General features: G+C 62.7%; 17 protein-coding genes. 3 read left to right on the top strand and 14 right to left on the bottom strand.

Annotated features, from left to right (window positions below; all coding sequences use genetic code 11):
* Positions 1-18: 18 nt before the first annotated feature.
* From FFS30_RS08990 to FFS30_RS09005, 4 genes are all read right to left on the bottom strand, one after another.
* On the bottom strand, positions 19-1,602 hold the full coding sequence (locus FFS30_RS08990; protein ID WP_171014534.1) for an amidohydrolase family protein: 1,584 nt from the start codon (positions 1,600-1,602) through the stop codon (positions 19-21).
* A 432-nt stretch (positions 1,603-2,034) separates the two neighbouring features.
* On the bottom strand, positions 2,035-2,406 hold the full coding sequence (locus FFS30_RS08995) for a hypothetical protein (RefSeq protein ID WP_137912813.1): 372 nt from the start codon (positions 2,404-2,406) through the stop codon (positions 2,035-2,037).
* Positions 2,407-2,767: 361 nt separating this feature from the next.
* The gene (locus tag FFS30_RS09000; protein WP_137912814.1) at positions 2,768-3,958 is read right to left on the bottom strand and encodes a hypothetical protein; all 1,191 of its coding nucleotides are present in this window, start codon (positions 3,956-3,958) and stop codon (positions 2,768-2,770) included.
* Between the two features lie 317 nt (positions 3,959-4,275).
* Positions 4,276-5,040, bottom strand: coding sequence for an IclR family transcriptional regulator (locus FFS30_RS09005; protein ID WP_137912815.1), 765 nt, complete (start codon positions 5,038-5,040; stop codon positions 4,276-4,278).
* Between the two features lie 889 nt (positions 5,041-5,929).
* On the opposite strand from FFS30_RS09005, the gene FFS30_RS09010 reads away from it, so the two are divergent.
* On the top strand, positions 5,930-9,361 hold the full coding sequence (locus FFS30_RS09010) for a DUF11 domain-containing protein (protein WP_171014536.1): 3,432 nt from the start codon (positions 5,930-5,932) through the stop codon (positions 9,359-9,361).
* 345 nt (positions 9,362-9,706) lie between these two features.
* Here the strand turns inward: FFS30_RS09010 and FFS30_RS09015 are convergent, their stop codons facing one another.
* The 7 genes from FFS30_RS09015 to FFS30_RS09045 all read right to left on the bottom strand — a co-directional run bounded on the left by FFS30_RS09015 (position 9,707) and on the right by FFS30_RS09045 (position 17,141).
* Entirely contained in the window at positions 9,707-10,366 is a 660-nt protein-coding gene (locus FFS30_RS09015; RefSeq protein ID WP_212742446.1) for a response regulator transcription factor, read from the bottom strand.
* Positions 10,363-10,998, bottom strand: coding sequence for a DUF6573 family protein (locus FFS30_RS09020; RefSeq protein WP_137912817.1), 636 nt, complete (start codon positions 10,996-10,998; stop codon positions 10,363-10,365). The genes FFS30_RS09015 and FFS30_RS09020 overlap by 4 nt, the downstream gene beginning before the upstream one ends.
* A gap of 127 nt (positions 10,999-11,125) precedes the next feature.
* A complete protein-coding gene (locus FFS30_RS09025; protein WP_137912818.1) occupies positions 11,126-13,486 on the bottom strand; it encodes an SdrD B-like domain-containing protein in 2,361 nt (786 codons plus the stop codon).
* On the bottom strand, positions 13,483-14,421 hold the full coding sequence (locus FFS30_RS09030; RefSeq protein ID WP_171014537.1) for a DUF11 domain-containing protein: 939 nt from the start codon (positions 14,419-14,421) through the stop codon (positions 13,483-13,485). Before FFS30_RS09030 ends, FFS30_RS09025 begins: the two co-directional genes overlap by 4 nt.
* Before the next feature lie 392 nt (positions 14,422-14,813).
* A complete protein-coding gene (locus FFS30_RS09035; RefSeq protein WP_137912820.1) occupies positions 14,814-15,128 on the bottom strand; it encodes a DUF5979 domain-containing protein in 315 nt (104 codons plus the stop codon).
* Positions 15,125-15,865, bottom strand: coding sequence for a hypothetical protein (locus FFS30_RS09040; RefSeq protein WP_137912821.1), 741 nt, complete (start codon positions 15,863-15,865; stop codon positions 15,125-15,127). Before FFS30_RS09040 ends, FFS30_RS09035 begins: the two co-directional genes overlap by 4 nt.
* 658 nt (positions 15,866-16,523) lie before the next feature.
* Complete coding sequence (locus FFS30_RS09045; RefSeq protein ID WP_137912822.1) at positions 16,524-17,141, bottom strand: LysE family transporter; 618 nt, start codon at positions 17,139-17,141, stop codon at positions 16,524-16,526.
* A 63-nt stretch (positions 17,142-17,204) separates the two neighbouring features.
* Here FFS30_RS09045 and FFS30_RS24420 point away from each other — a divergent pair, with 63 nt between their 5' ends.
* The gene (locus tag FFS30_RS24420; protein WP_137912823.1) at positions 17,205-18,128 is read left to right on the top strand and encodes a LysR family transcriptional regulator; all 924 of its coding nucleotides are present in this window, start codon (positions 17,205-17,207) and stop codon (positions 18,126-18,128) included.
* 51 nt (positions 18,129-18,179) lie between these two features.
* Here FFS30_RS24420 and FFS30_RS09055 read toward each other — a convergent pair whose 3' ends face one another.
* Complete coding sequence (locus FFS30_RS09055) at positions 18,180-19,226, bottom strand: AraC family transcriptional regulator (RefSeq protein WP_137912824.1); 1,047 nt, start codon at positions 19,224-19,226, stop codon at positions 18,180-18,182.
* A gap of 134 nt (positions 19,227-19,360) precedes the next feature.
* Positions 19,361-19,741 (bottom strand): hypothetical protein, encoded by a 381-nt coding sequence (locus tag FFS30_RS09060; RefSeq protein ID WP_137912825.1) that lies wholly within the window; start codon positions 19,739-19,741, stop codon positions 19,361-19,363.
* 239 nt (positions 19,742-19,980) lie between these two features.
* Between FFS30_RS09060 and FFS30_RS09065 the strand changes: the two genes are divergently transcribed.
* Entirely contained in the window at positions 19,981-23,592 is a 3,612-nt protein-coding gene (locus FFS30_RS09065; protein ID WP_137912826.1) for a S8 family serine peptidase, read from the top strand.
* A gap of 119 nt (positions 23,593-23,711) precedes the next feature.
* Here FFS30_RS09065 and FFS30_RS09070 read toward each other — a convergent pair whose 3' ends face one another.
* The gene (locus tag FFS30_RS09070; RefSeq protein WP_137912827.1) at positions 23,712-24,476 is read right to left on the bottom strand and encodes an SDR family NAD(P)-dependent oxidoreductase; all 765 of its coding nucleotides are present in this window, start codon (positions 24,474-24,476) and stop codon (positions 23,712-23,714) included.
* Positions 24,477-24,521 lie beyond the last annotated feature (45 nt).

Genomic DNA, 24,521 nt, shown 5'->3' on the forward strand with positions numbered 1-24,521 from the left:
TTGCCGAGGCAGTGGCCGCTAGGCGAGCCACTTCGGCAAATCCGCGCCGCTGAGTTGCAGATGCGCGACCACCGATTTGTAACGGTCGCCGTTTTTGTCGGAGAGGCCGAAGCAATTCATCGCGTTCCTATAGAACAGGCTATCGCGATCGATCCACGGCAATCCGCCCAGCGCGGTCGCGATTTGCCCAGGGAATGCGGGCCAATCGTCGTTCTGCGACAGCATCAGCCAGTCGCTTCCGTACATCAGGCGTTTGCTCAAATCGGGGTAGATGTCATGGGCTTGCTGCAAGCGGCCGAGCAAGGTTTTGCAGTCGTCGTTGCCCGCGTCGGCGCAGTCGCGTGCGTGATCCCAGAACGCGACGTCGCCATAGATGCGATTGTTCGCCCGATACGACTGCATCAGCGTGGCGAAGTCACTCGGCCAATTCGAGCCGTCGCTCGACGAGTCGCCGCCAAAATGGCCGAGCTGGATGATCGGCGCGTTTGTTTCGGCCGCGTACTTGGCCATCAGCTTGCCCCAACCGCCGGGGCCGCCGAAATTGTCCGCGGCGGCGTCGCGCCCGAGCGTGCGATTCGCATGCGCCATCACCGGTACGTTCATGCGCGCGCAGTAGTCGAACATCTGCTTGAGCGCCGCGTCGAGGGCGCGCAAGTCTTTCGGCAGACGCGGACCGTCCTTGTTGAGTTCTTCATTGCCGTAGGGGTAATAACCCACCGGCGGATAGATCTTGACCCCGATGTAGCCGAAGTTCTCGATCGCAGTCTTCACCAGCTGATACGACTCGCCGTGGTTGTTCAGATCCGTCCATGGGTTGTAGCCGACCAGCGGCAGCATGTATCCGCCTGACAGATAGGAAAGCAACGCCATCACCTTCATCTGGTCACTGCGCGCCGAGTAGCACGGACAAGCGAACCAGTAATCGAAATCGACAAGAGAGCCGAACGCCGCATCGATACCGAAGGCGCCGTCGTCGGTCGAATACTTCTGCTGATAGCTACGCAGATTCATCCAGCGCTCGTTGAGCATGTAGCCGGCGAATGCGAGCAATCCGTCGACGCGAAGAGACGGCGCAGCGGTCAAGCTTTTATCGAACGGACGCCGCGCGTTCTGGCTCATCGCGCGCCGGATCAGCTCCGGCGACAGCTCGGGAACCGCAGCAGGTACCGCGTTGGGCACCGCTTTGAGCACCTTGATGCGCTGTCCCAGCTCGTCCTCGGCGGCCGCGCGATATTTCGCTTTTCCGTCGCGCTTTTCGAGTTCCTTGAACAGACGCTGGGCCGACGCGTCCATGTGCGTCTCGATGCTCTGATCGAAGGACGCTTTCATCGACTCCAGGCTCAACGCGGTATCGGTGTTCGCGGCGGCCAAACCGGACAGATATTGGTATTCCACGGCGGCGGTCTTCACGCTTTCCGCGAGGCTGTCTAGCGCCTGTGAAAGCACATAGATGAAGGGCTGAGCCGCGGGGCTCATCGAATGGCCCCAAGATTCCGCGACGTAGCCCTGCACGTTGACGTCGGACGCATTGAAGAAGTGCGAGTGCACGTCGATCGCGAACTGCGGCTTCAAAGGGCTGCGCTGAATGGCTTCGGGCGCCACGGAGAAAAGCCGCTTGCCGGGCGGCGTCTGCCGGTCGCCGACCTGGGGCGTCGGGCGCGCCCTGAATTCGCAACATGCACTCAGCGGAAGAAACATCGCCGCACAAGAGCCGGCAAGAAATTGCCGGCGGTTAAGCCTCGACCATTCTCTGGACATCACAAGCCCCTTTTTGTGAAGTGAACGGTGAATTGCAGTCTTAGTCTGTTGGCGTCCCGATCGATAACGTTCCGGCCCGGCGATTTATCGAGCCCACCCTGAAGATGAAAATGCACCCGATTCCTCTGCGGAAATCAAAGCGGCCGAATCCGAGAATGTTTTTGCTTTATCTCATCGATGCGCAAATGCTGCCCGATGTTTTTTCGCAGTACCGCGATTGATTGGACATTTTCGCCGCCGAACCGTCGCGCAAGCGGATCTCATTGGCCGACGGACTTATTTCAAGTCTTTGTGAAGCTTGCCGGCAAGATCGAGAAAGCGCGGACCGTCGGGCGTATTCACGCGATGCAGTGGATACAGCGGCGATCGGCTCGCGCTGCCGGGTTGCCAGACGAGATCGAGCGCCTCGTCGGCCGCCGGCACCGTGCTCGCGCCCGAGGGATTCGCGGCCCAAGTCATAACGTCCTGCGCCGCCGCGTCGACCGCAGCGATCCAGCCTGGCGCGCCGGGCAAACCGAGCAGCACGAGCACATAGCTCGCATCGCGGTCGAGGCGACGCACCGGATAAGTGCGCGCCGGAACCTCCGCGCCAATTCCGACCGCCGCGCGGGCGATGCGCGCGGCGGCGGCGAGATCGTCTGTATCCATTCGGTCATTCTATTGATACGGCACGCATATATATGAATCCGTTAGGGCTGAGCGTAGCACCGCAGGCGCGGAGTCGAAGCCTGTCGCGGCAGCACTTCGACTTCGCCGCTGTGCGGCTACGCTCAGTGCGAACGGTTAGAGATTCGGCATGTGAGATTGATTGCTTGTCCGCTGTGCACGAATCCGTCCCAGCACTGTATGTGAATCCATTCGGGCGCTACGTATGAATCCGTTCGGGCTGAGCGTAGCGCCGGAGGCGCGGAGTCGAAGCCTGCCGCGGCGGCAGCTTCGACCCCGAAGCTGCGCGGCTACGCTCAGTACAAGTGGCTGAAACTTCACCGGGTCGGATCAATACGAACGCTCAGAGGCCGCGATCGGTCGTGGTAAGCGAATGGAACACCGCGCCGTCGCTGCGCACGTAAAGCCGGTTCGCACCGTAAGTCACCAGCTTGAACGGATAGAACGGCGACAGCGATTCGCGGCACGGCCGCCATACCCAATGGTTGCTGATGCACGCCACGCCGGGACGGATCAGCAGTTCACCGCGTCCTTCGCCGAGTTCGTGGATGCGGTCGATGATCAGCGCCTCGACCTCCTTGCGATCGAGGGTGAGCAAGGCCGTGCCTTTCGGTTCGGGCAGCGTGCGCGCCTGCAGATACTGACCGAAGCGCGCGTCGATGCTGACGACGGTCCTCGCCGAGTCGCCGTGCATATACGGCACGATCCAGTAGAAACTGTCGAGGCGATCGAGGCGCTGCACCAGAACTCCCTTGCCGGGCTCGGTCCGTTCGAGTGCGGAATGCCAGTTCTTTCGCTGCAGCAGGCCGTGATCCTTCAGTGCCGCGCTCGCGAGGTCGGCAGCCTGCCGATGTTCGATCAATTCGTGCCCGGAGAACCGCGACAGTTCGATCTGGCGGCTATGCGGCAGGCGGTCCGGCGGCGGATCGGGATCGCAGATCGCGACGAACTTACCGCCCCAGTGGCCGCTCGGGATGCCGGTCATGTAATCGTTGCGCCACGAGGTGTAGGAGATGTGCTCGTCGGCGACGCCGCGGTTGCCGCCCGAGCCGCATACGTCGCCGACGCTGTGCGGCGGCGGCGGACCGGGCACCGGCGTCGGCGGCCACGGGTTGTTGATGTCGAAGCCGCTGATCGAATAACTCGTGTCGTAGGAATTCGCCGGGTCGGCACTCGTGGTGTAGCCGCGCACGACGATCCAGTGCGCCGAGCCGTAGACCATCGCGACCGGCGCAACGCGGTAGTGATGGATGGTCCAGACGATCATGCGCGAGATCGCTTCTTCGCTCGACAGTGCGTCGAGCACAAAGTATTTGCCCGACTGGCGATTGTTGAGCGTCCACTGCAGCCCGTCGGGCGCCGTATACCAGCCGCTTTCCGCCGTCGAGTGGCTATGGTTGTCGTTGTACAAATTGGTCTGGTTGAGCAGGCCGGCGCCGCACTGGGCGAGGACCATCTGCGCGCACGCCGCGCCGCAGTAATAGTCCGTGTCCTGCTGGTGGTATTGCGTGACCAAGTCGGTGGTGGTGCTCATAAAGATTCTCCTGCGCGGACGAGTCCGCAGACGCGGGGACGGGACAGGCGCTTGCGCCTGCGTCAGCGTGCGGAATCGGACCGTGTGGCGCCGATCGCGCGCGCTTTGCGAGGAGTTACGTTTTACGGGGCGTGCGACTGACAATCCGCAGCGTCGACCTGCGGCGAGTCGGGAATCGCACTGCGTTCGTCGGAGACGCGAACGCGCTGGAGGCCAAAGCTCAAGGGGCCAACGGCTGCAAAGAATGCGGTTTTCGGTTTAACGCGCGCGGCAAGCCAGCGGCGTGCATATGCGCACGCCCCATGCAGGAAGGTGGATCAGAGTTTCTTGGACAACTCCGCCGCGGCCTTGCCAAGTGATTTGGCCGCTTCTTGCTGAGACACACCGCCCTCGGACAGCGGCAGATAGGGAATCGTCAGCGCAGCCACGGCCAGTCCCTCGCGCAGGATCGGCGCCGATAAATCGACGATGCCTGGTGCGATCGAACTCGCGATCGCTGCGTGGCCTTTCGCGCGGATCGATTCGAGCTTCTGCGGCAATTCCTCCCGCTCATCCGGCGTGAGCCGCTTGCCGTACTGCTGCAGCCAGCGCGCGCGCACCGCTTCGGGCTGAAAAGCCGTCAGTACGAGACCGGAGGTGGCCTGAAGAAGGGGACGCCGATGACCGATGCGCACCGCGAGGCCGAGATCGCCCGGCGATTCGGCGCGCGCGATGATCACCGTGTACTGATCCGAGGGCACTACGAGGTGACAGGATTGCAGGGTGTCTTCGCAGAGCTTGCGCATCCGCGGCAACGCGATTTCGAGCAGTTCGTTGAGCGGAGGGCGCTGCATGCCGAGCAGGAACAGACGATTGGTCAGCACATAGCCGTCGGTACCCTCGACGCGCTCGACATAGCGCAGGCGTTCGAGCACGTAGACCATGCGGAAGATTTCGCTCTTGGCGCGCCCTACTCCCAGCGAGATGTCCGAAAGATTCATCGGATACGAAGCACTGGAGATCAATTCGAGAATGCCCAGCCCCTTCTCGAGTGCCGGGGCGGTGTAGGTTGCAGTTCTTTCTGTCTTCCGGCCATTCGGCATCGACGACGATCTCCATGACGGTCGCCGACGCGACCTCGAATACCTGAATTGCGAGCCCCCGCTGCCCGGCGAATCGCGCTTGGCAACGCCCCTAGGCCCCGCGTCTTTTCGGCATTCTGCCAGAAAGCGTTTAGCACTAATACAAATCGGCTAGCACGCACGGAGCCTCAAGCTCCATCCCCACGATGAACGGCGAAGCATCGCTTCCCGGGACTTTCTCGTGCTTTCTGAAGTGGCCGCCACGACGTGATTTTCGCCGCGTCGAGGCCGCAGCACGCCCCTCGATCGTCCGCAGGCGGTTTTGCAATCTTTCAAATTTCAGACGGATGAATCCGAATTTCTAAAGATTCGCGATCGGTGAAAACATAGACTCGCGTCACATAGTACGAACGAGCCTATATGCCACGGCACGGATCGCCCGGTGCGGAAAAGCGGTGCTCGAAGGGCGTCTCGAAGGGCGGATAAAGGCGCGGTGCATGACATCCTCGAATTGACGCACGCGGGAGGTCGAGCGATCAATGCGGTAGAGCTTGGAGAGCGCCGCGGGCTCTGTCTTGGAACGAAACAGGGCGCTGATGGCAGAGCGTCTTCGTACCAGAGCTGACGAAATAGAGCGTCGGCGAGAGTAAGCCGTGCAGCAAAAATCGGGCACCTCAAAAGGCACGCTCGAAAGCATCCGGAAGAAAAATCTTCCTCCGATCGGAAAGGGGACATCATGAGTTTGTGCTTTGCATTGCGGACGCCCGCATTGGCGGCCCCGACGAAGGTGCGTTCAGGCAAGGCGAGCCTGGGCATTTTTCGATCACAGCCTCGCACGCCGAATAGTGCTCCAGGCAAACTGCCTGTGTTCCTCGCATTTCTGCTCTGCTCGTCCTGGGCTTCTGCCGCCGTGACAATCAGCAAATCCGACGGCAAGAACACTTATGTGCCGGGCCAGTCGAATACCTATCTCGTCCGTATCACCAATTCGGGCACAACGACGGTGACGGACGCCGTCTTCAAGGATTCTGCGATCGCCAATCTCAGCGTGACCGGCGTCACCTGCAGCAACGCCACGAATGGTTCGGCGTGCCCCGTCTCGGCGAGTACGACGGTGAGTGCGATGCAGGGGACGGGAATTCTCATTCCTGCGCTCACTCCGGCCGGCAGCGTGCTTTTCACCGTGATCGGCACGGTCGGCGCCGGCACCAGCGGCAATTTGTCCAATACGGCGACGGTCAGCAGCGCCGGCGTCACCAGTACGGCCACCGACACCGATGTCGCCGTCACGAGCACCGTGACCAAAACCGCCTATGTCGGCGGCGTGGCCGCGACTAGCGTGATCCCGGGCAATACCGTGACCTACGCGATCTCGCAAAACGCCAATGCCAATATCAATCCGCCGATCGATGTTGCGTTGACCGATACGATGTCGTCGAATCAGACTTACATCGGCAACGTCACCGCGAACACGACGGCACTTGGCTACGCCTGCGCCGGAGCGACTTTGCAGAAAACCGGCGCGGGCTGGACGCTCTCCTGTCCCGCAAACGGCAGCGCTTTCAGCAACACTACACTGGGGACTTGGAGCGGCGCAGGCAATCAACCGGGCACGGCCGGTCAATCCGTGTTTCTCTACGGCAACAACAGTCAATATGCCGTTCAAACGCTGAGCGGTTCCACCGCGAATGTGCTCGCGAATACTCCTATCCCAGGCGACGGCTACACCCCTTTCTTCGTCAACGACAGTGCGGGCGACCTGATTCTGAGCGCGATCAGCCATCACTCGGCATATCCCGGTGCGGCGCCCACCATCGCCTGCGCTAACTTCACTCAGAACACGAATTGCAATACGACGATTGTCGAAAGTACGACCGTAGCGCCCTCTCCTACCGTGATCGGTACGAAGGCTTATTTCAGCCTGTTCAACGGCACGATCGGTTGCGCCGACTACGCCTCCGGTACCCCGGTTAGTTGCGGCCAAGTGCAGTTGATCTCGGGCGCGGTCGATGCCATCAACACCTATAAGGACGCAGCAATCGGTCCGATGCTGGTCGGCGGCAAGCTGTACATGATTGGGATGAATTCCACCGGCAGACAATATCTGGGCTGCTACGATCCGGCGACTTCCGCGGTTTGTGCCGGCACCACCTCAGCCGGCACCTTGATCTATCCCGGCAGCACCGCAACCCTGCGGTACTACGGTTGGTTCAATCTCGGCAACGGCTCGATCGCGTTCTCCACCCAAGGCGAAGGTACGTTCTGCGTCAAGGTCACCGGCGTGACCACGGCGACGAATTGCGACGGCACTGCGTTGGCGCCGATCACGGCATCGAGCAAGCAAGTCATTCTGCCGATCAGTTCTGCCGGCAGCGTTACCGGATTTTGCTACGGCGCCTCGGGCGCGGTACCCACGTCCTGTCTCAATCTCAACCTGACCGCGACGACGCTGTCCACCAATCTGACCTTGCCTACCATCACCGATGTCTCCGTCAGCGGCAGCGCAAGCTCGGGCGTCACGCTGATTCCAGGCACTTCACGCATCGTCTTCAGTGCCGGCTATAGCCAGAATCCCAATATTGCCTGCTTCGACTATGCGACCAATACAAGTTGCGGCAGCTTGCTCGGAACCAATCTGACTTACGGCACGGTGCTGGTGCCGAATTCGAGCTGCGTCATTTCCTACGGCGACAACGCCCCGGCGGGATTTCTAGTCTACGATGCCTCGGGTTCGCTGAGGCCAAGTTCGCTCGCCGCCTGCAATCCCGCAGTCACGACGACAGATGCCGCTTTCAGCTTCAACGACCCTGCCGCTCGCTACTGTGCACCCGGTAGCGGTGTAGGCAATTGGGGCGCACTGACCTTGACTGTCAATGCCGGCAGCATTCCCTCCGGAACTACCGTCACTTTCAAGGACGGTACGAGCAACGCGACTATCGGAACCTATGTCGTCGGCAGCGTCGGCGCCGACGGTGCCGGCACGGCAACCGTAACGATTCCTCAATCGAGCTTCCCATCCGGAACGACATATCCCGCCCACCTTGGCTTGAACGTCGTTGTCTCGACGGTAGGAATGATCAGCGGTTCGACCCTGGCCGCAAACCTCGCCAACACCACGCTCGGCGCGGCGAACCCGCAAGTCTGCTATCAGGCCGTCGTCAACTCTTGCATCGGCACGACGAGCAATACGGCAACGATCGTTGGCGCAACAGCGTATGCCGGCTCTGGCACCACGTCTCTGACCTGTACGGCCAATGCCGATCTGGCGATCACAAAAACCGACGGCAAGCTGCTGTATACGCCGGGCGGCACGAACACGTACACCATCGTCGTCAGCAATAACGGTCCGTCCAATGCGGCGAACAACACGGTCAGCGATCCGTTGCCTGCAGGCATCACGACGGCAAGCTGGACTTGCAGCGGCAGCGGCGGCGGCACCTGCAGCGCGAACGGAATCGGCGCCATCAACGACACTGCGGTGAACCTGCCCGCCGGCGCAAGCGTCACCTACACGCTCACCATGACGGTACCGAGTACCTTCACCGGCCCTCTTGCCAATACCGCCACCGTTACGGCGGGCCCGGGCGTCACCGACACCAACATCGCCAACAACACCGCCACCGATACGGATCTCTCTTTGCCGCGGGTCAGCTTGGCCAAGACACTTACGGGCGGTGCAGCCGCCACCAACACATTCAACTTCAGTCTGACCGGCGTCACCAATACGACCGACGTCGCGCCGAGTGTTGCCAATGGCGCGACTGTAACCTCGGCCGTACTCCACGTCGGCACCGCAGGCACGGCGGCATCGATAACCGAAACGTCGGCTGCGGGACCTGCACTGTCCGGCTATCAGACCAGCGTAAGGTGCACCGACGCGAATGCCCCCGGCGACGGCAATCCGACAACCCCGATCACCTCGGCAGCGACGAGCGTGACCATCCCGGCCGCCAATATGGTGGGTGGCGCGGCATGGACATGCCTGTATACGAACATGGCAACGGCGAACGTGTCGATCTCCAAGACCGACTTCAACGGCAACTATTCGCCTGGCGGTAACGGCACCTATACCATCACGGTGGCCAACGCGGCGACGGCGACGGCGAACGTGAGCGGAGCAGCCTTATCCGATCTCTTGCCTTCGGGAATGACCATCGCCGCACCGGGCATTACCTGCACTCCCAGCCCCGGCGTGACTTGCATGGGCAGCGGCAGCCCGGCAGGAACGGCGGGCACGGGTGTACTGAACGTACTTTCCGGATTGAGCTTAATGCTGCCTCCCGGCGGTGCCGCGACGATCGTGATTCCCGTCGTATACAGCGGCAACCCCTCGAACTACTAAAAGCTGAAGCAGGTTGCCGCTCGCCGCAACCGAAAGGTTTGCGCGTGCGCGAACATGGCTAGGCAGTCCGCTCCACTAGATCGCCTCAAAAAACAATTGAGGCGATCTGTGAATGTTGGAAGGCGGCATCATCGATTTGCCGCGGTGTGCGTCGACTCTGCCAAGAGCTGGCCGCGGCAATTCGGAAAATACTTCGCAGCTCGATGCCATGAGCACACCACAAGCTCGCTCTTGGTGCGGCCAGATCCCATCGAATAAAGCCCAATCAATCACGTTGCATGTCTCGCCGCGGAAACGGCGGGGACAAGCTGCGCCGAAACCGCGTCAATCGGTGCTCGTCCGCGACTAGCCGCCGTTTGCCGCCGCAACGTCCACGGGCCCTTCCGCGGCATCCGACATCGGGCTCCTGACCAACAGCACTGCCTGAACGCGCGAACTGCATCCGAGCTTCGCCAGGATTGCGCTGACGTGTATTTTGACCGTGTTCTCGGAGAGGGAAAAATCGGTGGCGATCTGTTTGTTCGACAAACCGTCCGCCAGACGCAGCAATACACGAAGCTGTTGCGCGGTGAGCCGGTTCCGGCGCAGCGCCAGACCTGCATTGTCTTCATCGGGTGCAGTTTTCTGCGCGGGAAACCAGCGTCGGCCCGCGAGCACGGCGCTCAGAGCCTCATCCAGCTCCGTGTGAAAAGCCGATTTCGACACCAGGCCGGCAGCCCCAAATTGTTGGGCGCGACGCATGAAACAAGGACTCGCATTCGCCGAGACCAGAACGACAGGTAGCTGCGGACGCTCCGCGCCAAGATAGATCAAAGCAGAAAAGCCGGATGCTTCGGGCGTCGGCAAATCGAGCAGCACAAGATCCCATTCCGCGTCCTGCACGGCGGTCTTCAACTCCGCCAAGCCGGCAACATCGACGGCCACCGTACCAGGATGCCGATCCTCGACCACATAGCGCAGCATTATGCGAAATGTCGGCTGATCGCCGACCACGAGAAGTTTCAAGTTAAATCCCCAGTTGATGCAGCAGATGCGTTTAGAATTTGCTTACCCCGTCGGCTGCTGCGGTATGCGCCGCGTCTTTGCTGCTGCACGGGTTCGCCGCCCTCGGAGATGCCCTCGCCCGAGGACATCGCGACCTCTGCGAGCGATATCGTGACGACCGGCTCGCCGAAATCGCCCGGATCGCAACGGACCGCGAGATCGCTTTTGACCGCGATCTTTCCGCAAGTTTCGCGCTCGGCCTTGCTGGTAATCCGGTACACGCTGAATTGCACCTCCCTGCTGCCGAGTTTGCGGCGTGCGGCCTGCAGAGCTTCCAGGAGGATGTTCAGAAGCCGGCGCTCCTTCATGCGCGGATTGCGCTTCAGCGCAGGCAAGTCGTGGCCGATCTCGATCAATCCAGTCCAAACATCGCGGCTGCATGCGACATGGACGGTGAAGCCGACTTCTCTGGCGAGACGGGATACGTCGACAAGCTCTCCCTTCTTCAGTCTCGCGGTTCGATCATCCGGATCCGAATCGGTTTGGAGCCCGGCGGACTTGGCTCGCGGTATTTTCAGATTCCGCAGCTTGTCGGCCAGAAAAGAGCGGCGATCGACTGCTACCCCTTTTTTTCGAGTCGATGAAATTCTCATGTCCTTTTCGGCGCGCTGCGCGCCTCCCCGTTTGTGGCTCTTGAAGTTTTTCGAGCAAATTCCGTCACCGACTCCGTGACTGCCTCGAACGAACTCGGCAACGCGGAGAGACCGCTTATGCGTCCCATCACGGCGCAGTGACATTGACCTGGATCGTGCAACTGCTGTTTGCGTTCACGCTGCCGCCTCCGAGCGCCACGCTGGTGCCACCCGGCACCGCCGTCACCGTTGCACCGCCGGCCGCCGTGCAGGTGGTGCCTGCCGCAGACGGATTGGCAATCACCATTCCACTCGGCGAAGCTGGAAAGTTGTCGGTCAGCGCCAAACCGGTCAGGTCCACCGCACCCGGCGCGGTATTCGCGATCGCGATGGTCAGCGTGCTCGTGCTACCCGACGAAATAGTGGGCGGATTGAAAGCCTTGGTCAGCATCACGTTCGGTACGCGCGTGTTCCGGTACGCGCAGGTGATCGACACATCGGCGCCGCTGGTCGTCAAGGTGTTGCCGCTCAGTGCACCCGCGTTGCCCGTACAGACCAAAGCCTTCAAGTAACTGCTGGCACTCGCCACCGTTTCGGCGAAATTGACCGATTGCCCGTAGCCGACGTGCAACAGCGCCGCGTAGGTGTCGGTCGCATTCGCCGATGGCGCCGTGTCGTTGAACGTTGCGGTTCCCACGGCCGGCGTGCCACTGTTCGGCGAGGCGATCGTATTTGTCGCGGTGATGACGGCAGCATCGCCTGGCGTGGCGTTTATCCAGGTCTTCTGCAATGTCAACTTGACGGCGAGATAGCCGAAATCGGCGATCGCGATCTGGTTCGGGAGTACCAGCGCCGATACATTGTTCGAGGTTCCCAATGTCACGCCAGCCGGAATAGCGGGGTTCGTCGCCGCAACCTGCACCGTATAGGCCCCGGCATTCGTGGGATCCGCCACCGCGGCGACCGACGATGCCACCACGTTCTGAAACGAATAATTGCCGTTCTGGTCGGTCAGGTCGGAGGCAACAATGACGCCCACATTGTTGACCAGATTGACCACGATGCCTGCCGGCAATCCCGCTTCTCCCGCATTCGCGGCGCTATTGCGGTTATCGTCGTAGTAGAGCGTTCCGTTGACGCTGCCGGCCGGCAAATCCGTGCACGTCGCGAGGACGATGTCGTCAAGCGCCAGATCGTTGCCGGCGCCGCCGTTGCCGTTGTTCTGGAAGTAAAACGTGACCTGCGTAGCGGCACCGGTATTGAACAATACGGCGTATTGATTCCAGGTCGGCGGGCTGGTCGGATAAACGGTGCCCGTCATATACAGCACCGTGCGCGTGCCGGGGGCGTCCACGCCCTGCCGATTGACCGCGAACTGCAAGTTGTAAGGCAACGCCAGCCCGGATGGATTTGTGCCCCAGTACGTGTTGTTCGGATTGTCCACGTGCATGGCCCAGATCGAAAACTGGTAGTTTGTGTAAGGCAGCAGACCGGTGATCGTTTGCTGGAAAAATGCCGTCGGCGGCTGACCGGTCGGATTGATCGTGGCGTTGACTACCATCATCAGACTGTTCGGATCGCCTTGGGGGCCGACCGTTTCGAGCGAACTGCGGTCGCCTGCCACCCAGTAGAAAACACCGTTGCGCGTGTTGCCGGCGAAGCTCGAGCGATTGCTGATGGTGTAGTAGCCGTCCGTCATCACGTTCGCGTTGGTTTGATTGGACAGCGGCCACATCGTCAGGCTCGTCAGCCCTCCGCCCGTCAGCGGACCGGTAAACGTGCCTGGCCGCGAACTGTTGCCCACGGTATTGCTCGCCATGCTGCCGAAGCTGCCGGCCCCATCGGCCGGATTGGCCGAAGTCGCAAACGTCGAAAACGTGTTCGCTCCGAGCGTGCCCGTCAATTTCGGGCAACTGCCTGAGGAGAGCACCTGGCGTATGCCGTTGATCGTGCTGATCACCGACACGGTCGGCGTGATGGTGCCGCCGGTGGCGGTCGCGGCAACCGTATTGACGAGGGCATTCGTCGCCGTGATGGTCGACGGATTGCCGGCCGGAGGATTCGCCACGGCGCCCGTCATTGCCAGTTGGTCGACCCAGACCGAGATCGTCGCCGTCGCCGTGGTCGAGACGCTGCCGGTGCAAGTCACCGTGTAGGTGACCGGGCCCGTCGTGCCTGAGGCGACACTCGAACAAGTCAGCCCGCCTGTACCCGAAACACTGCCGGGAAACAGTCCCACCGGTAACCTGTCCGTCAAAGTGATGCCCGTGGTCGTGGTTCCACTGTTGGTCAAGTTGAGTGTGTATGTGGCGCTGGCATTTCCGCTCACTGCCTGCCGCCCTACATTCCAACCGGCGACACCGGCATTCGACGTCATCGTCATCGTGACCGTGCCCGCATGCGCCGCGAACGCGAACCATGCCAATGCAAAAAGCAGCAGGCTCGCGGCGCGCGATTGCCGTGGTGCGACCGAAGACACTTTGGACGGTGCCTGTCGATTGCGTTTCATGGCGCGGTCACGTTCACGCTGATCGCGCAGCTAGCGCCAGCACTCACACTGCCTCCGGTCAAAGTCACCGAAGTTATTCCCGCGGCGATCGAGGTCGACACCAAACCGGCGCCGCATGTCGTGCTCGAGTTCGGCGGCGATGCGATGCTCACGCCGCTCGGCAGGTTGTCGGTCAGCCCGATGCCGGTCAGGTTGACTGCTCCAGGCGCGGTATTCGCAATGGTGATCGTCAACGTCGAAGTTCCTCCCGACGCGATCGTCGACGGACTGAATTGCTTGCTCACAAGTACATTCGAAGCTGCGCTCACGTTGGTCACGACGCTTGCGCAACTCGGCCCCGGCGTACATCCGGCACCCGGTGTCGGCGGGCTCGTTCCGCCGGTCGGATCGGTCGACGCCACGTTGGTCAAACTGCCCGTCGCCGTCGCCATGACCGACAGGGTGAATCTGGGCGCTGCGGCGGCGCTGCTCGGCGTACCGGCTGCAAGCGCCGTACCGAGAGTGATCGAACACGTCAACGACGCCGGACCGGTTGCCGATGCGGGCGCGCACGCGACCGCGGAAATGCCGCTGCCGGGAGTCGCCGCACTGACGGTCAAACCGCTCGGCACAACGTCCGTGACGGTAAGCACGGTGCCGGCCGGAATCAGGCCGGACCCGGTGTTGCCGACGGCGAGTTGATAAGCGAACGGGGTATTCAGAGCCGCCGTTGCGGGAGCGCCCTTCGTCAGCGTGACGACCCAGGCGAGCACATCCGTATCGCTCGCCGTACAGACAGACGCCAAAGCGATACTGTTGGCATTCGTGCACGCGACATTGGTGTTTGCCGTTCCCACCGGGACGGTCGCGCTTGCCGTGTTGGTGATCGACGCAGGAAAACTCGCGGCCAGCGCAATCGAGCTTGCGCAAAACCCCGTTGCGAGGATCAAAGCCATGGCGCGCTCGGCGACTTGGCGTCGGGAATCGGTGACGGAAGCATTCCCCTTATTTCTAAAACACACATCACCACCGCACAGGTGCCTTTTGGTCACCCGTCGACAAACTGGATCGGCGGAGTTCTTCGCAAGCCGCGCTCTCGGAGCGTTCCCGAAATACATGGATATTCCAGAATGCCGGATAAGTGTTGTCTCGATCGGTCGCATACGTGGTCGTGACTCGAAAAATTGATCTGGATTGGAAACTGCGGCAGACATCGGAAAACTCTTCGCCGGCGCCCCTTTCATGAACCTTGCCGTCGGAAAACCGCAATCGACCAAAGCGCTGCATACTCGAAAGGCCGCCGCTCAACATGTCGCGAGCCTTTTCAGGTTCACAACAACCGTTTGGACTACAAGCACCTCGGTAGTCGCAGGAAGCAGATTCCGACGAGCGCCGGGGCAAACAGCACATGCAGCCAATTACCAAACAGGGGTACAGGCACCTGCGTCGGCGGCCGAGCTGTGGCGATAAGCGGATTGACGAACGACACGGAATTGCCTACTGCAACAACCGATGCGATGGTCTGCACCGGCAGTGGCGCGCCCCAATGGGAATCCGCCGGCAGATTCGCCGGCGCAGTCTCGCTCACGGTGCAGCTTGCACCGACCGGCACGCCGGCAATCGTCGGCGCGCCACTGCCTACAGTCAGCGCCTGCGTCGTCATAAGTTGTCGCAGCCGGAAAGGCTGTACGCGCCCACGGTGACATCGCCCACGCAGGCCGCCGTCGGCATCGCCCACGTCACCAGGTACGGGAAACACAGCGGCGAGGTGATGATGCTCGCCGCGCCCCCGATGATGTTGTTGGTAACCGTCAGCGGCGCCGTGGCGGGGCCGCCGTTCGAGGCCGCAACGCCCTCGATCTTCGCCGTCATCGCTCCGGCGGCGATCGTGCTGACGTAAGGCGTCGCCGATGGTGTTGCGCTCGTGACAGGTACGTCGATCTCGCATGCTCCACCCGCGGGAATCGAACCGCCACTCAATATGATCGAACCGGAACCCACCGCGGTGGTGATCGAAATATCGCAGCCGTCGATGTCGCTCGCGGCCCCTGTAACCGTGACGCCGTTCGGCAGCGTATCAGTCAAGCTCAAGCTGCCCGCGTCGATCGGATTGGCAAAAAAGTTGACCAGATCGATCTTGAGCACCGAGTTCTGACCGACCCAGATTACCGCCGGCTCGAAATACTGGGTCACGCCGATCGACTGGGTCGTGCCAAGCGGTTGGGAAAAGTTCGCAGTCCCGAGATTCTGAATTCTGTCGCCGGCGAAGTCCGCCTCCGCGGCGGCCGGGCTGAGAGCGATTTCGAAAAAATGCTGCGGCATGACGCCAGGCAAGCGGCCGAGATGCGGGCCGGAAAATGCACGGCAGCCAGGGGCGGCGACCGCGGTCAAGATCGGCACCGGTATTGCCTCCGCGTGAATGGCGATGCAGATCACGACCTGTGGCTCAGCGAAATTTTGTGACGAAAGTCTAGTTTTTCGTCCGCCGCCGATCTTTCAAAAACCCGAGCCAGCAAATCCGAAAAGTGAAATTTCGAAAGAAGCGCGCCGGCATCGACGCGGTTAGCGCTCCGGGCAATCGCGGTCGAATTCCGCAGCCGCGAACCGATTCACGAAGAGCGGCGGAGGCGCTTGCGGCACTCCGCGCCGGCTGCGTCGGTACGTGTTGGTCGGGCGCGGGCTCCGCCCGACGCGACTGATTCGAATAGACGGCACAGCGCGCGCCGCGACGGATGCAGTGCTGTGTCTATGCATCGCCGCGGAAGGCCACGCGAAAATACTGCACCGAAACGAAACAACGGCTCAGCCGCGAGTGCGGGTGCTGAAGCCGAATGCGCGATCCCCATCGCGGCATCGGCATGGCAACGCGCGACTGCAGAAGGCGCGGCGCGTGACGTTGCCAGCAACATGCGCAAGAAAGACGGCCGTCTTTTCTGCGCCACGACGTTCGCGCTACGCAGCGTCGACGACGATACGGATCGAGGGCAAGCAAGCCACTTCCGATCCACAGGCGACACGGCAACGCGAACGGAAACGCGGCAAACTCCAGTCGCCGAACTCAGCGTCCCACGCGAGCGATGGCGAGCAAGAATCCGAACCCGACGAGCAAACCGCCGAACACGCGGTCGATCCAGCCGCGCACGGCAAACAACCTGTCGCGCACACGTCCGGCCGAGAAGCACAGGCTGACCAGGCTGAACCAGCCGACGTGCATCAGCACAATGATCAGGCCGTAACCCAGTTGCACCGGCAGCGGCGTGTCGGGGCGAACCACTTGCATGAACAGGCTGACGACGAAAACGGTCGTCTTGGGATTGAGCGCATTGGTCAAAAAACCGGTGCGCAGCGCCGCGAAGTCCGACAACGGCGCAATGCTCGCCTGCGACTGTGCCTCGCCCGAACGGGTCATCAGCATCTTGACGCCGAGATAGATCAGGTAGAACGCGCCCATCAGCTTGATCGCGTCGAACAGCCACGGCGACTCGCGGATCAGCAGCCCGACGCCGAGCAGTGTGTAGCTCAGATGGACCAGAACGCCGAGGCCGATGCCCAGCGCCGTCATCAAGCCCGCGCGGCGCGACAGCAGCAGACTGTTGCGCGTCACCATCGCGAAATCCGGCCCGGGGCTGATCACGGCGAGCAAAGTGATCGTGAGTACAGCTATCATCTCAACCATGTCTCAAATCTCCCTCGATGAAAATCGGGGCAATTTAAAGCCAATCATTCGCCGAGACTAACGATGTTTTCTGACGAGAAAGGTGAGTTCAACTCACATACCAGTCATTCGCGGCTGCCGTCGCTTCTGGCCCTGCGTTGCTTCGAGGCCGCGGCGCGCACAGAGAACTTCAGCCGCGCCGCAACCGAGCTGCATTTGACCCACGGCGCCGTCAGCCGCGCCGTACGCCTGCTCGAAGACGACCTCGGCCTCGCCTTGTTCGAACGGCGCGGCCGCCGCGTCGTCCTCACCGATGCGGGCCGCAAGCTCGCACAAGCCGTGCGCGACGGCTTCGACCTGATGCGCCAGGCCACGCGCGAACTGCGGACCAGCGTGCGCCAGTCGCGGCGCTGGGTGCTTTCGTGCGAACCGACTCTGCTCATGCGCTGGCTGATTCCGCGCTGGCCGGATTTCCAATCGCGCCACCCGGGCACGGATGTCCATCTCGTCGCCGGCGGCGGCCCCTTTTCTTTCGAGGCCGGTATCGATCTGGCGATCCGCCGCAAGGACTTTGCATGGCCGCCCGAGTATTCGGTCGAACCACTGTTCGCGGAAAAGGTCGGCCCGGTTTGCCGCCCGGACAAGGCCGCGGACTGGTTCTCGCCTGGGCAAGACCGTCCGGGCCTCAAACCCGGCACGCCGCGGCTGCACACGCGCACGCGGCCCGGCGCCTGGCAGGAATGGTCGGCGGCGGCCGAACAGCCTTTGCCCGAGGCGGCGGGACAGACCTTCGAACACTTCTACTTCAGCCTGCAGGCGGCCGTCGCGGGGCTCGGCGTCGCCATCGGCCCCTGGCGCCTCGTCTGCGACGATCTGCAAAGCGGCGTCCTCGCCGCCCCGCTCGGCTTCGTCGAAGACGGCTCGCTCTACTGCCTGCTCGCGCCGCAGCCGCCCGAAGCCGGCAGTCTGCATGCCGATTTGCTCGACTGGCTGCGCACCGTCGCTTGAGTTCCGGTGCGGGATCGCCGCAAAGAACCAACGAAGACGCAGCGTGCGATCTCAATTCTCGTCCGCACGCATTCCCTCGCCGAATTCCGCGGACGCCAAAATCCTGCTGCCGATCGTCGTTGCCGATCGACTTCCGCACCGATCCATGCCCGGCACGAAAACGCTCGTCGACCGTTTGCGCAATTGATACGGTGTGACACCGCGCCGCTTGCGCAGTGCGGTCGTCAGATGGCTTTGACCCGAGAATCCGGTGCTGAACGCGATATCGGCCAGATCGAGCGTGGTATCACGAATAAGCTGCGAAGCGCGGTCCAGGCGGCGATCGATGACGTACTGCGCCGGCGTCGCCTTGAAGGTGGTGCGGAACATGTCCGACAGTTCGCGCAAATCGCAGCCCGCGACGACCGCCAATTCGCGGCAGCTGATGCGTCGATGCAGTTCGCCGTCGATGTAGCTGCGCAGCCGGTATGCGCGCAGCGCCGTGAATTCGCGCGCGCAAGGATCGAGCGTCGCCGGGCCTTCGCCATAGGCAGCGAACAAATGTAGAGCCAGAGTACGGAACAAACTCTCTTTCTGCATTTCGGAGACGTCATCGTGCAAGTATCCGAGACCGACGAACCGTTTCGCCGCATGAAAAAGAAACGGGTCGGGCTTCGCCATCTGCAGGCGCAGCGCGCCTTCGCCGCGAATACCCAGTTCGTTTTTGGCAAACCGCTGCGGAAAATAGAATTCGCAACTTTCGACCCGCGTATGGCCGACGCTGATATCCAGCGACGTCGCGAGCGGAAACGCGGATGCCTGGCCCACGCGCATGGCGCCGTAACGAAAACCGCGGCCGTCGATTTCGCCCTCGTGGCGGTGCGCCGTGCCTTGCAGCATCACGAAAACGACGTCGCTCGAATTTTTCGACCGCAGTTGTGCCGCCGGCGTCGATTCGTAGCGGGCAGCCGCCACGGTGGCTCCCTGACATTCGAACAGGCTGCTGTGTTCGTAACTTTCCTGCACGCGATCCGTATCGAACGGCGTGACGATGCGGCCGTCCTCGCCGTCGGGAGGCGCGAGAGAATCCTTTGCCGGCCGCCGCGGCTTAGCTGCCATGAATTCGCCTCGCTGTAGGGCGCGCCGGGAACGCGCAGGCGCTGCGCTTCGCGCCGGGATCACGGCGCTGCGCTCGCTCGGCGCGCAAACAAACGCGGACGGAGCCGCGCAACCCAACGGCCGAACGCAGCAGGTTACTTCGACTTCGCTGCGCGCGGCGGCCTAAGGCAAATGCCGTCATTGCGCCGATGCGCACCCACGATTCGACCATATGAAAAATGCCCGCCGAAAATGGCGCGCATTTTAGTGACCTCGCCCCATTTGCAACCAACGATTTTTTCTAACCAGGCTTGTGATTCAAGCTCACATACGAATATTCCACTGGTCGTTTCGCTTTCGGTGTTTACCCCAGCCAAAGCGGAGGCGATGCGATGAAATCCCGGAAGCATCACGGCGGAACCTTGCTGGTTAGCGCCCCGGCGCCGCGGATCGGCACATCCAATCGCGCTGTCCGACAGCTCAAACCGGCCTCGCAAATACGCCAGCGCCCCATTTAAAGCGCCGCGGAATGACAAGCACTAATACTTAGTAACTAATACAAATAGGCGATTGCCTATTTTATCGACGAACCTACTATTTGGCCCCGCTTCATCAAGAGTATTTCGGCGAATCAGGGGGGAGGCCTGGATCCGAAAGAAACCGGGCATGTCCCGGGGCCCCCTCCCGTCCCGATGCAAGCGCGTTCGCGATCCATCGTTGCATTCAAAAAAGCCGATCTAACGCTTCTCAACGCAACACCCCGGGAGGGTAGAAAGTGATATTGCAATCTCACGCCGAAACGAGCGTCTGCACGAGCTCCGCTGCGCCCGCCAATCCCCTGCGCCGCAATGCGGTCAGGAAAACCGCGCTCGCCGCCGCATCCCTGCTCTACGTCGCCGGCTACGGCAGCCTCTTCGCACAGATGACTCCGCCGCTTCTTTCCTCGCTCGCCGAAGCGGAAGCGGCCGGTGCGGTGCAGAATCCGGCGGCTGCCGAATTCGAGCAGCTATTGAAGCGCCTCGATCCGAATCAGGCCGATGCCATGCGCGGGCTGATCGGGCCGGACCTTGCGGCCGCGGCCGCCGGTCCGTCCGCCCCAGCCTCCGCCATTCCGGGCCGTCGCGAATACCTCGTCGTGCTCGCCGGCGATTCCGTGGCGACGACGCTGCGCGCCTCGCGCGACAGCGTCGCGGCGCAGGCGCCGATGCTTGCCCGCAGCCTCGGTCCGATCGGCGACCGGCTCGACCCGCAGTCGACCGACAGCCTGCGCCTCGTCGCCCAGCAGCGCGCCAGCCAGAGTCAGGTCGCCGCCCGCGCCGCCGCCGCAATCGGCCGCTCTCTGCCGGTCGAACGCAACTACCACTATGCGCTCAACGGCATGCTCCTGCGCCTGACCGACGCCGAAGCCCTGAAACTGCGCGGCGTCGACGGCGTCAGCAAGGTCATCCGGCCGACCTACGGCAAGCTGACCACCGACGTCAGCGTTCCCTACATCGGCGCGCCCGAGCTCTGGAACGCGCCCGCCCCATTCGGCACGCGCGGCGAACACACGATCGTCGGCGTCCTCGACACGGGCGCCAATCTCGGCAGCCCCTCATTCGCCGACATCGAGTGGGAAACCAACGGCGCCTGGTCGATACCGAGCTACCACTTCACCAATCCGCTCGGAGCGGGCAACTACCGCGGCTGGTGCGCTCCGGGCCGAGCCACGCAGGACAAATGCAACAACAAGCTGATCGGCACCTACGACTACGCCTACCCCTACGTCCTCGCCAATCCGAAACAGTTCCCGCCGCCGATTAGCGAGCTGCCCGGCGTCACCGACCAGAACGGCCATGGTTCGCACACCGCCAGTACCGCGGTCGGTGATAGCCGCCTGGCCAGTTACTTCGGCAATCGCACCATGACGGGTGTGGCGCCGCACGCAAATCTCGAAATCTTCCAGGTCTGCGCCTCTGCAACCCAATGCGGTGGCCAGATGATGATCGACGCCGTCGAACAGGCCATTCTCGACGGAATCGACGCACTCAACTACTCCATCGGCCCCGCCGGCGGCGACAAAACCGATTCGCCTTGGGACAGCTCCGAAATGCTGGCGTTTCTGTCGGCGGTCGATGCAGGCATCTTCGTCGCCGCGGCCGCGGGCAACGACGGTCCGGGAACAGGCACCGTTTCCAATACGGCGCCCTGGGTCGCGACCGTGGCCGCGACCACGTCGCCGCGCGACAGCATCGGCAACTATCTCAGCGTGAACGGCCGCGGTGCCGGCAAGCCTGACGACATGCCGCTGCACACATCGTCGGGACCGATGCGCAACTATCCGTGGAACGGCCTCAAGCTGAAAGTCAGCCCGACGTTCGCATCGGGCGGCGACTGTGGTCCCTATCCGACCGACTATTTCAAGGGAACGGTCGCTCTCATCGATATGGGCTACACGTCGGCAGGCGCTACCGCCCACGGCTGCGAGACTTACTCCGACGGCGTCGTAAGCGCCGTCGCGGCCGGTGCTGTCGCCGTGGTCGGCACGAACAACCTCAATGGTGCGTTCAACCTCGATCTCGGCGGTCCGAGCGTGCCCGCGTCCCTGGTCGCGCGCAGCGCCGCGGTCCAGCTCGCCGCGTTCGCCGCTGCGCAGCCCGAAGGTCTGGCCCAGGTGAACTTCAGCGCCGGAATCGACCTGCCGACCCGCGCGGACCAGATCACCTGGTTCAGTTCGCGCGGCCCGACCCTGAGCAATGAGACGCTCAAGCCCGATATCGCCGCGCCGGGCTGGAACATCCTCGCCGCCTACAGGGGCGCGCCAGGCCGCGTTGCCATGATTTCCGGTACCTCGATGGCCACGCCGCACATCACCGGCGTGGGAGCGCTGCTCAAATCGGCGCATCCCGACTGGAGCCCGGCCGAGATCAAGTCGGCGATGATGCTGACCGCGAAGGACGACGGCCTCGCCCTCATGCAGACCGACGGGACGATCGGCGGCGGCGCCACTCCGCTCGAACAGGGCGCGGGCCGAGTCCAGGTGGACCTCGCCGCGAAATCGGGCCTGGTAATGCACGAGAGCGGACTGAACTACCTCCAGGCCGATCCGGCCAACGGCGGCGACCCGACCGCGTTGAACGTCCCCTCGCTTTACAGCAGCTCCTGCTTTCCGGGCTGCACGTTCAAGCGCCGCTTCAAGAACGCGCTCGAAACACCGCAGCAATGGAACACGTCGATCGCGCTGCCGGGGTCCAAGGGCGCCACGGTATCGCCGGCGAGCTTCACCGTCGCGCCGGGACGAAGCGCCGAGGTCGTCTTCACCATCGACAATTCGTCCGCGCAAACAGCCGCGTTCAGCACCGGCAGGGTAACGCTGACGTCGGCGGACCGCAGCAGCCAGACGCTGCACCTGCCGATCGCCGTGCGACGGGCGCCGCCGCTGGCCAGCGTCTCGCCCGCGTCCCTCGCGGTCACCGTCAAGTCCGGCGTGAGCACGCAGACCAGCCTGCAGATCGCCGCGGCTCCGAAGCGCCTGCCCGTGCATTGGACTTACCAAACGACCGGCAGGGCAGATGTCCCCTTGGCCGGCGACAACAGCTACGTCGACGAACGTACGACGCCGGAAATGGACTCGTCGGTCTACGACGACGGCGGAAACTCCTACCTCGCCCAGCGCGTCACCATGCCGACGTGGATGCCGCCGGACTCGCCGCCGACGGCTTTCTCCTCGTACGGCCGCCCGCTGCAAAGCGACGGCTCGGATGCCATGGACTCGGTAATGGGCATGGGCTCGATCGTTTACGCCGATGCCGGCGGAAAACCCGGTGAGGTCTTGGACCGATGCGGGCTAGACTTCAGGAAATTGTTCCCGGGGCGCGAAGAGCTAGCCCGCTCACTGCTTTTGAAATTGTTGCGGCCGAAGATACTCAACTACGTCAACACGCCTGGGTATTGCTCGGCACCGAAGCCCTATAAGTTCGAGGCGGGCAAAAGCTATTGGATCAGCTCTTACCTGATGTTCGCCGGCAAACGCGGCGACAATGGCGGTGCGCACATGCTCTGGCTCGGCAGCGAGCTCAGCGCGGGCGCACCGATTATGACCGCAGGCGCCGACGGTAACTGGCGGGCCATCAGCCCCGTATCGACTCCGAGCGGTACCGCGCTCGGCTCGGCAGCGGTCTACATGAGCGTCAATTTGCCATGCGGCCCGAGCTGGCTTTCCCCTGCGGCGGCCGACGGCACCGTCCCCGCGGGGCTGAGCCAGACGCTCGGCCTGACGATCGATGCGAGCGCCCTGGCACCGGGTAAATACGCAGGGGCCGTGTGTATTGAATCCAACACGCCCGACTCCGCTCTGCGCAACCCGACGACGCTCCACCGTGTCCCGATCTTCCTCACGGTGGAATAAGCCGTGAGCCACGGCGGCACGGCCCCCTCGGCCGTGCCGCCGTGCTTTTTTCTTCAGGGTAAATCCGCCGGTGCACGCCGGCGGCGCGATCGCCCGGGCAGCGCCTTGCGAAACCGCAGTCAGGCTGCGCTGTAACCGCCGTCCACGTAAAGAACTGTCCCAGTCGTATAGCTCGACGTATCGCTGGCGAGATAAAGATAAGCGCCGCCGAACTCGGCAATCTCGCCGCGCCGGCCCATCGGCGTACGCGCCATCGCGCGCTGCTGATAGGGCGATTCCGACGCCGCGGCGACGCCGTCCATGAAATTATTGATATAGCCCGGTGCAACGGCGTTGACGCGCACGCCGCGCTGCGCCCATTCCACGGCCATCGTGCGCACCAGCTGATCGATGCCGCCTTTCGACGCCGCGTAAGAAGCCAGTCCCGGTATGCCCGACCTGCCCGCGATCGACGACGTGACGATGATGCTGCCTTTGCCGGCCGCGAGCATCGCCCGCGCGGCAGCCTTCGCGCAGAAATAGACGCCCTTGAGATTGACGTCGAGAATCCTGTCCCACTCGTCGTTCTCGTAGGCTTCGGCCGGTTTGATCTTGTCGATGCCGGCGTTGCAGATCAGGGTGTCGATGCGCCCGAACTTGTCGATCGTGCGATCGACCAGGGCCGCGCACGAAGCCGGGTCGGCGACGTCGGCCGACAGCGCGGCGACGTCGAGCCCTGCCGCAGCCAGCTCGGCCTGCGCAGCCGCCAGCTCACCCTGATCCGGCGCGGCGATAACGACGTGCGCGCCGCGTTCGGCGAACAGGCGCGCGAGCCCCTTGCCGAGGCCCCGGCTCGCCCCGCTGATGCACACGATCTGGCCGCTCACGCTGAAAATGTCCCGCACCGTCAATTTCGCGCCCTCTTCCGCTGCAAACGATTGCTCGCATCG

Origin of the sequence: Rudaea sp. 3F27F6, from assembly GCF_005503555.1 — a bacterium.
Taxonomy (GTDB): Bacteria; Pseudomonadota; Gammaproteobacteria; order Xanthomonadales; family Rhodanobacteraceae; genus Rudaea.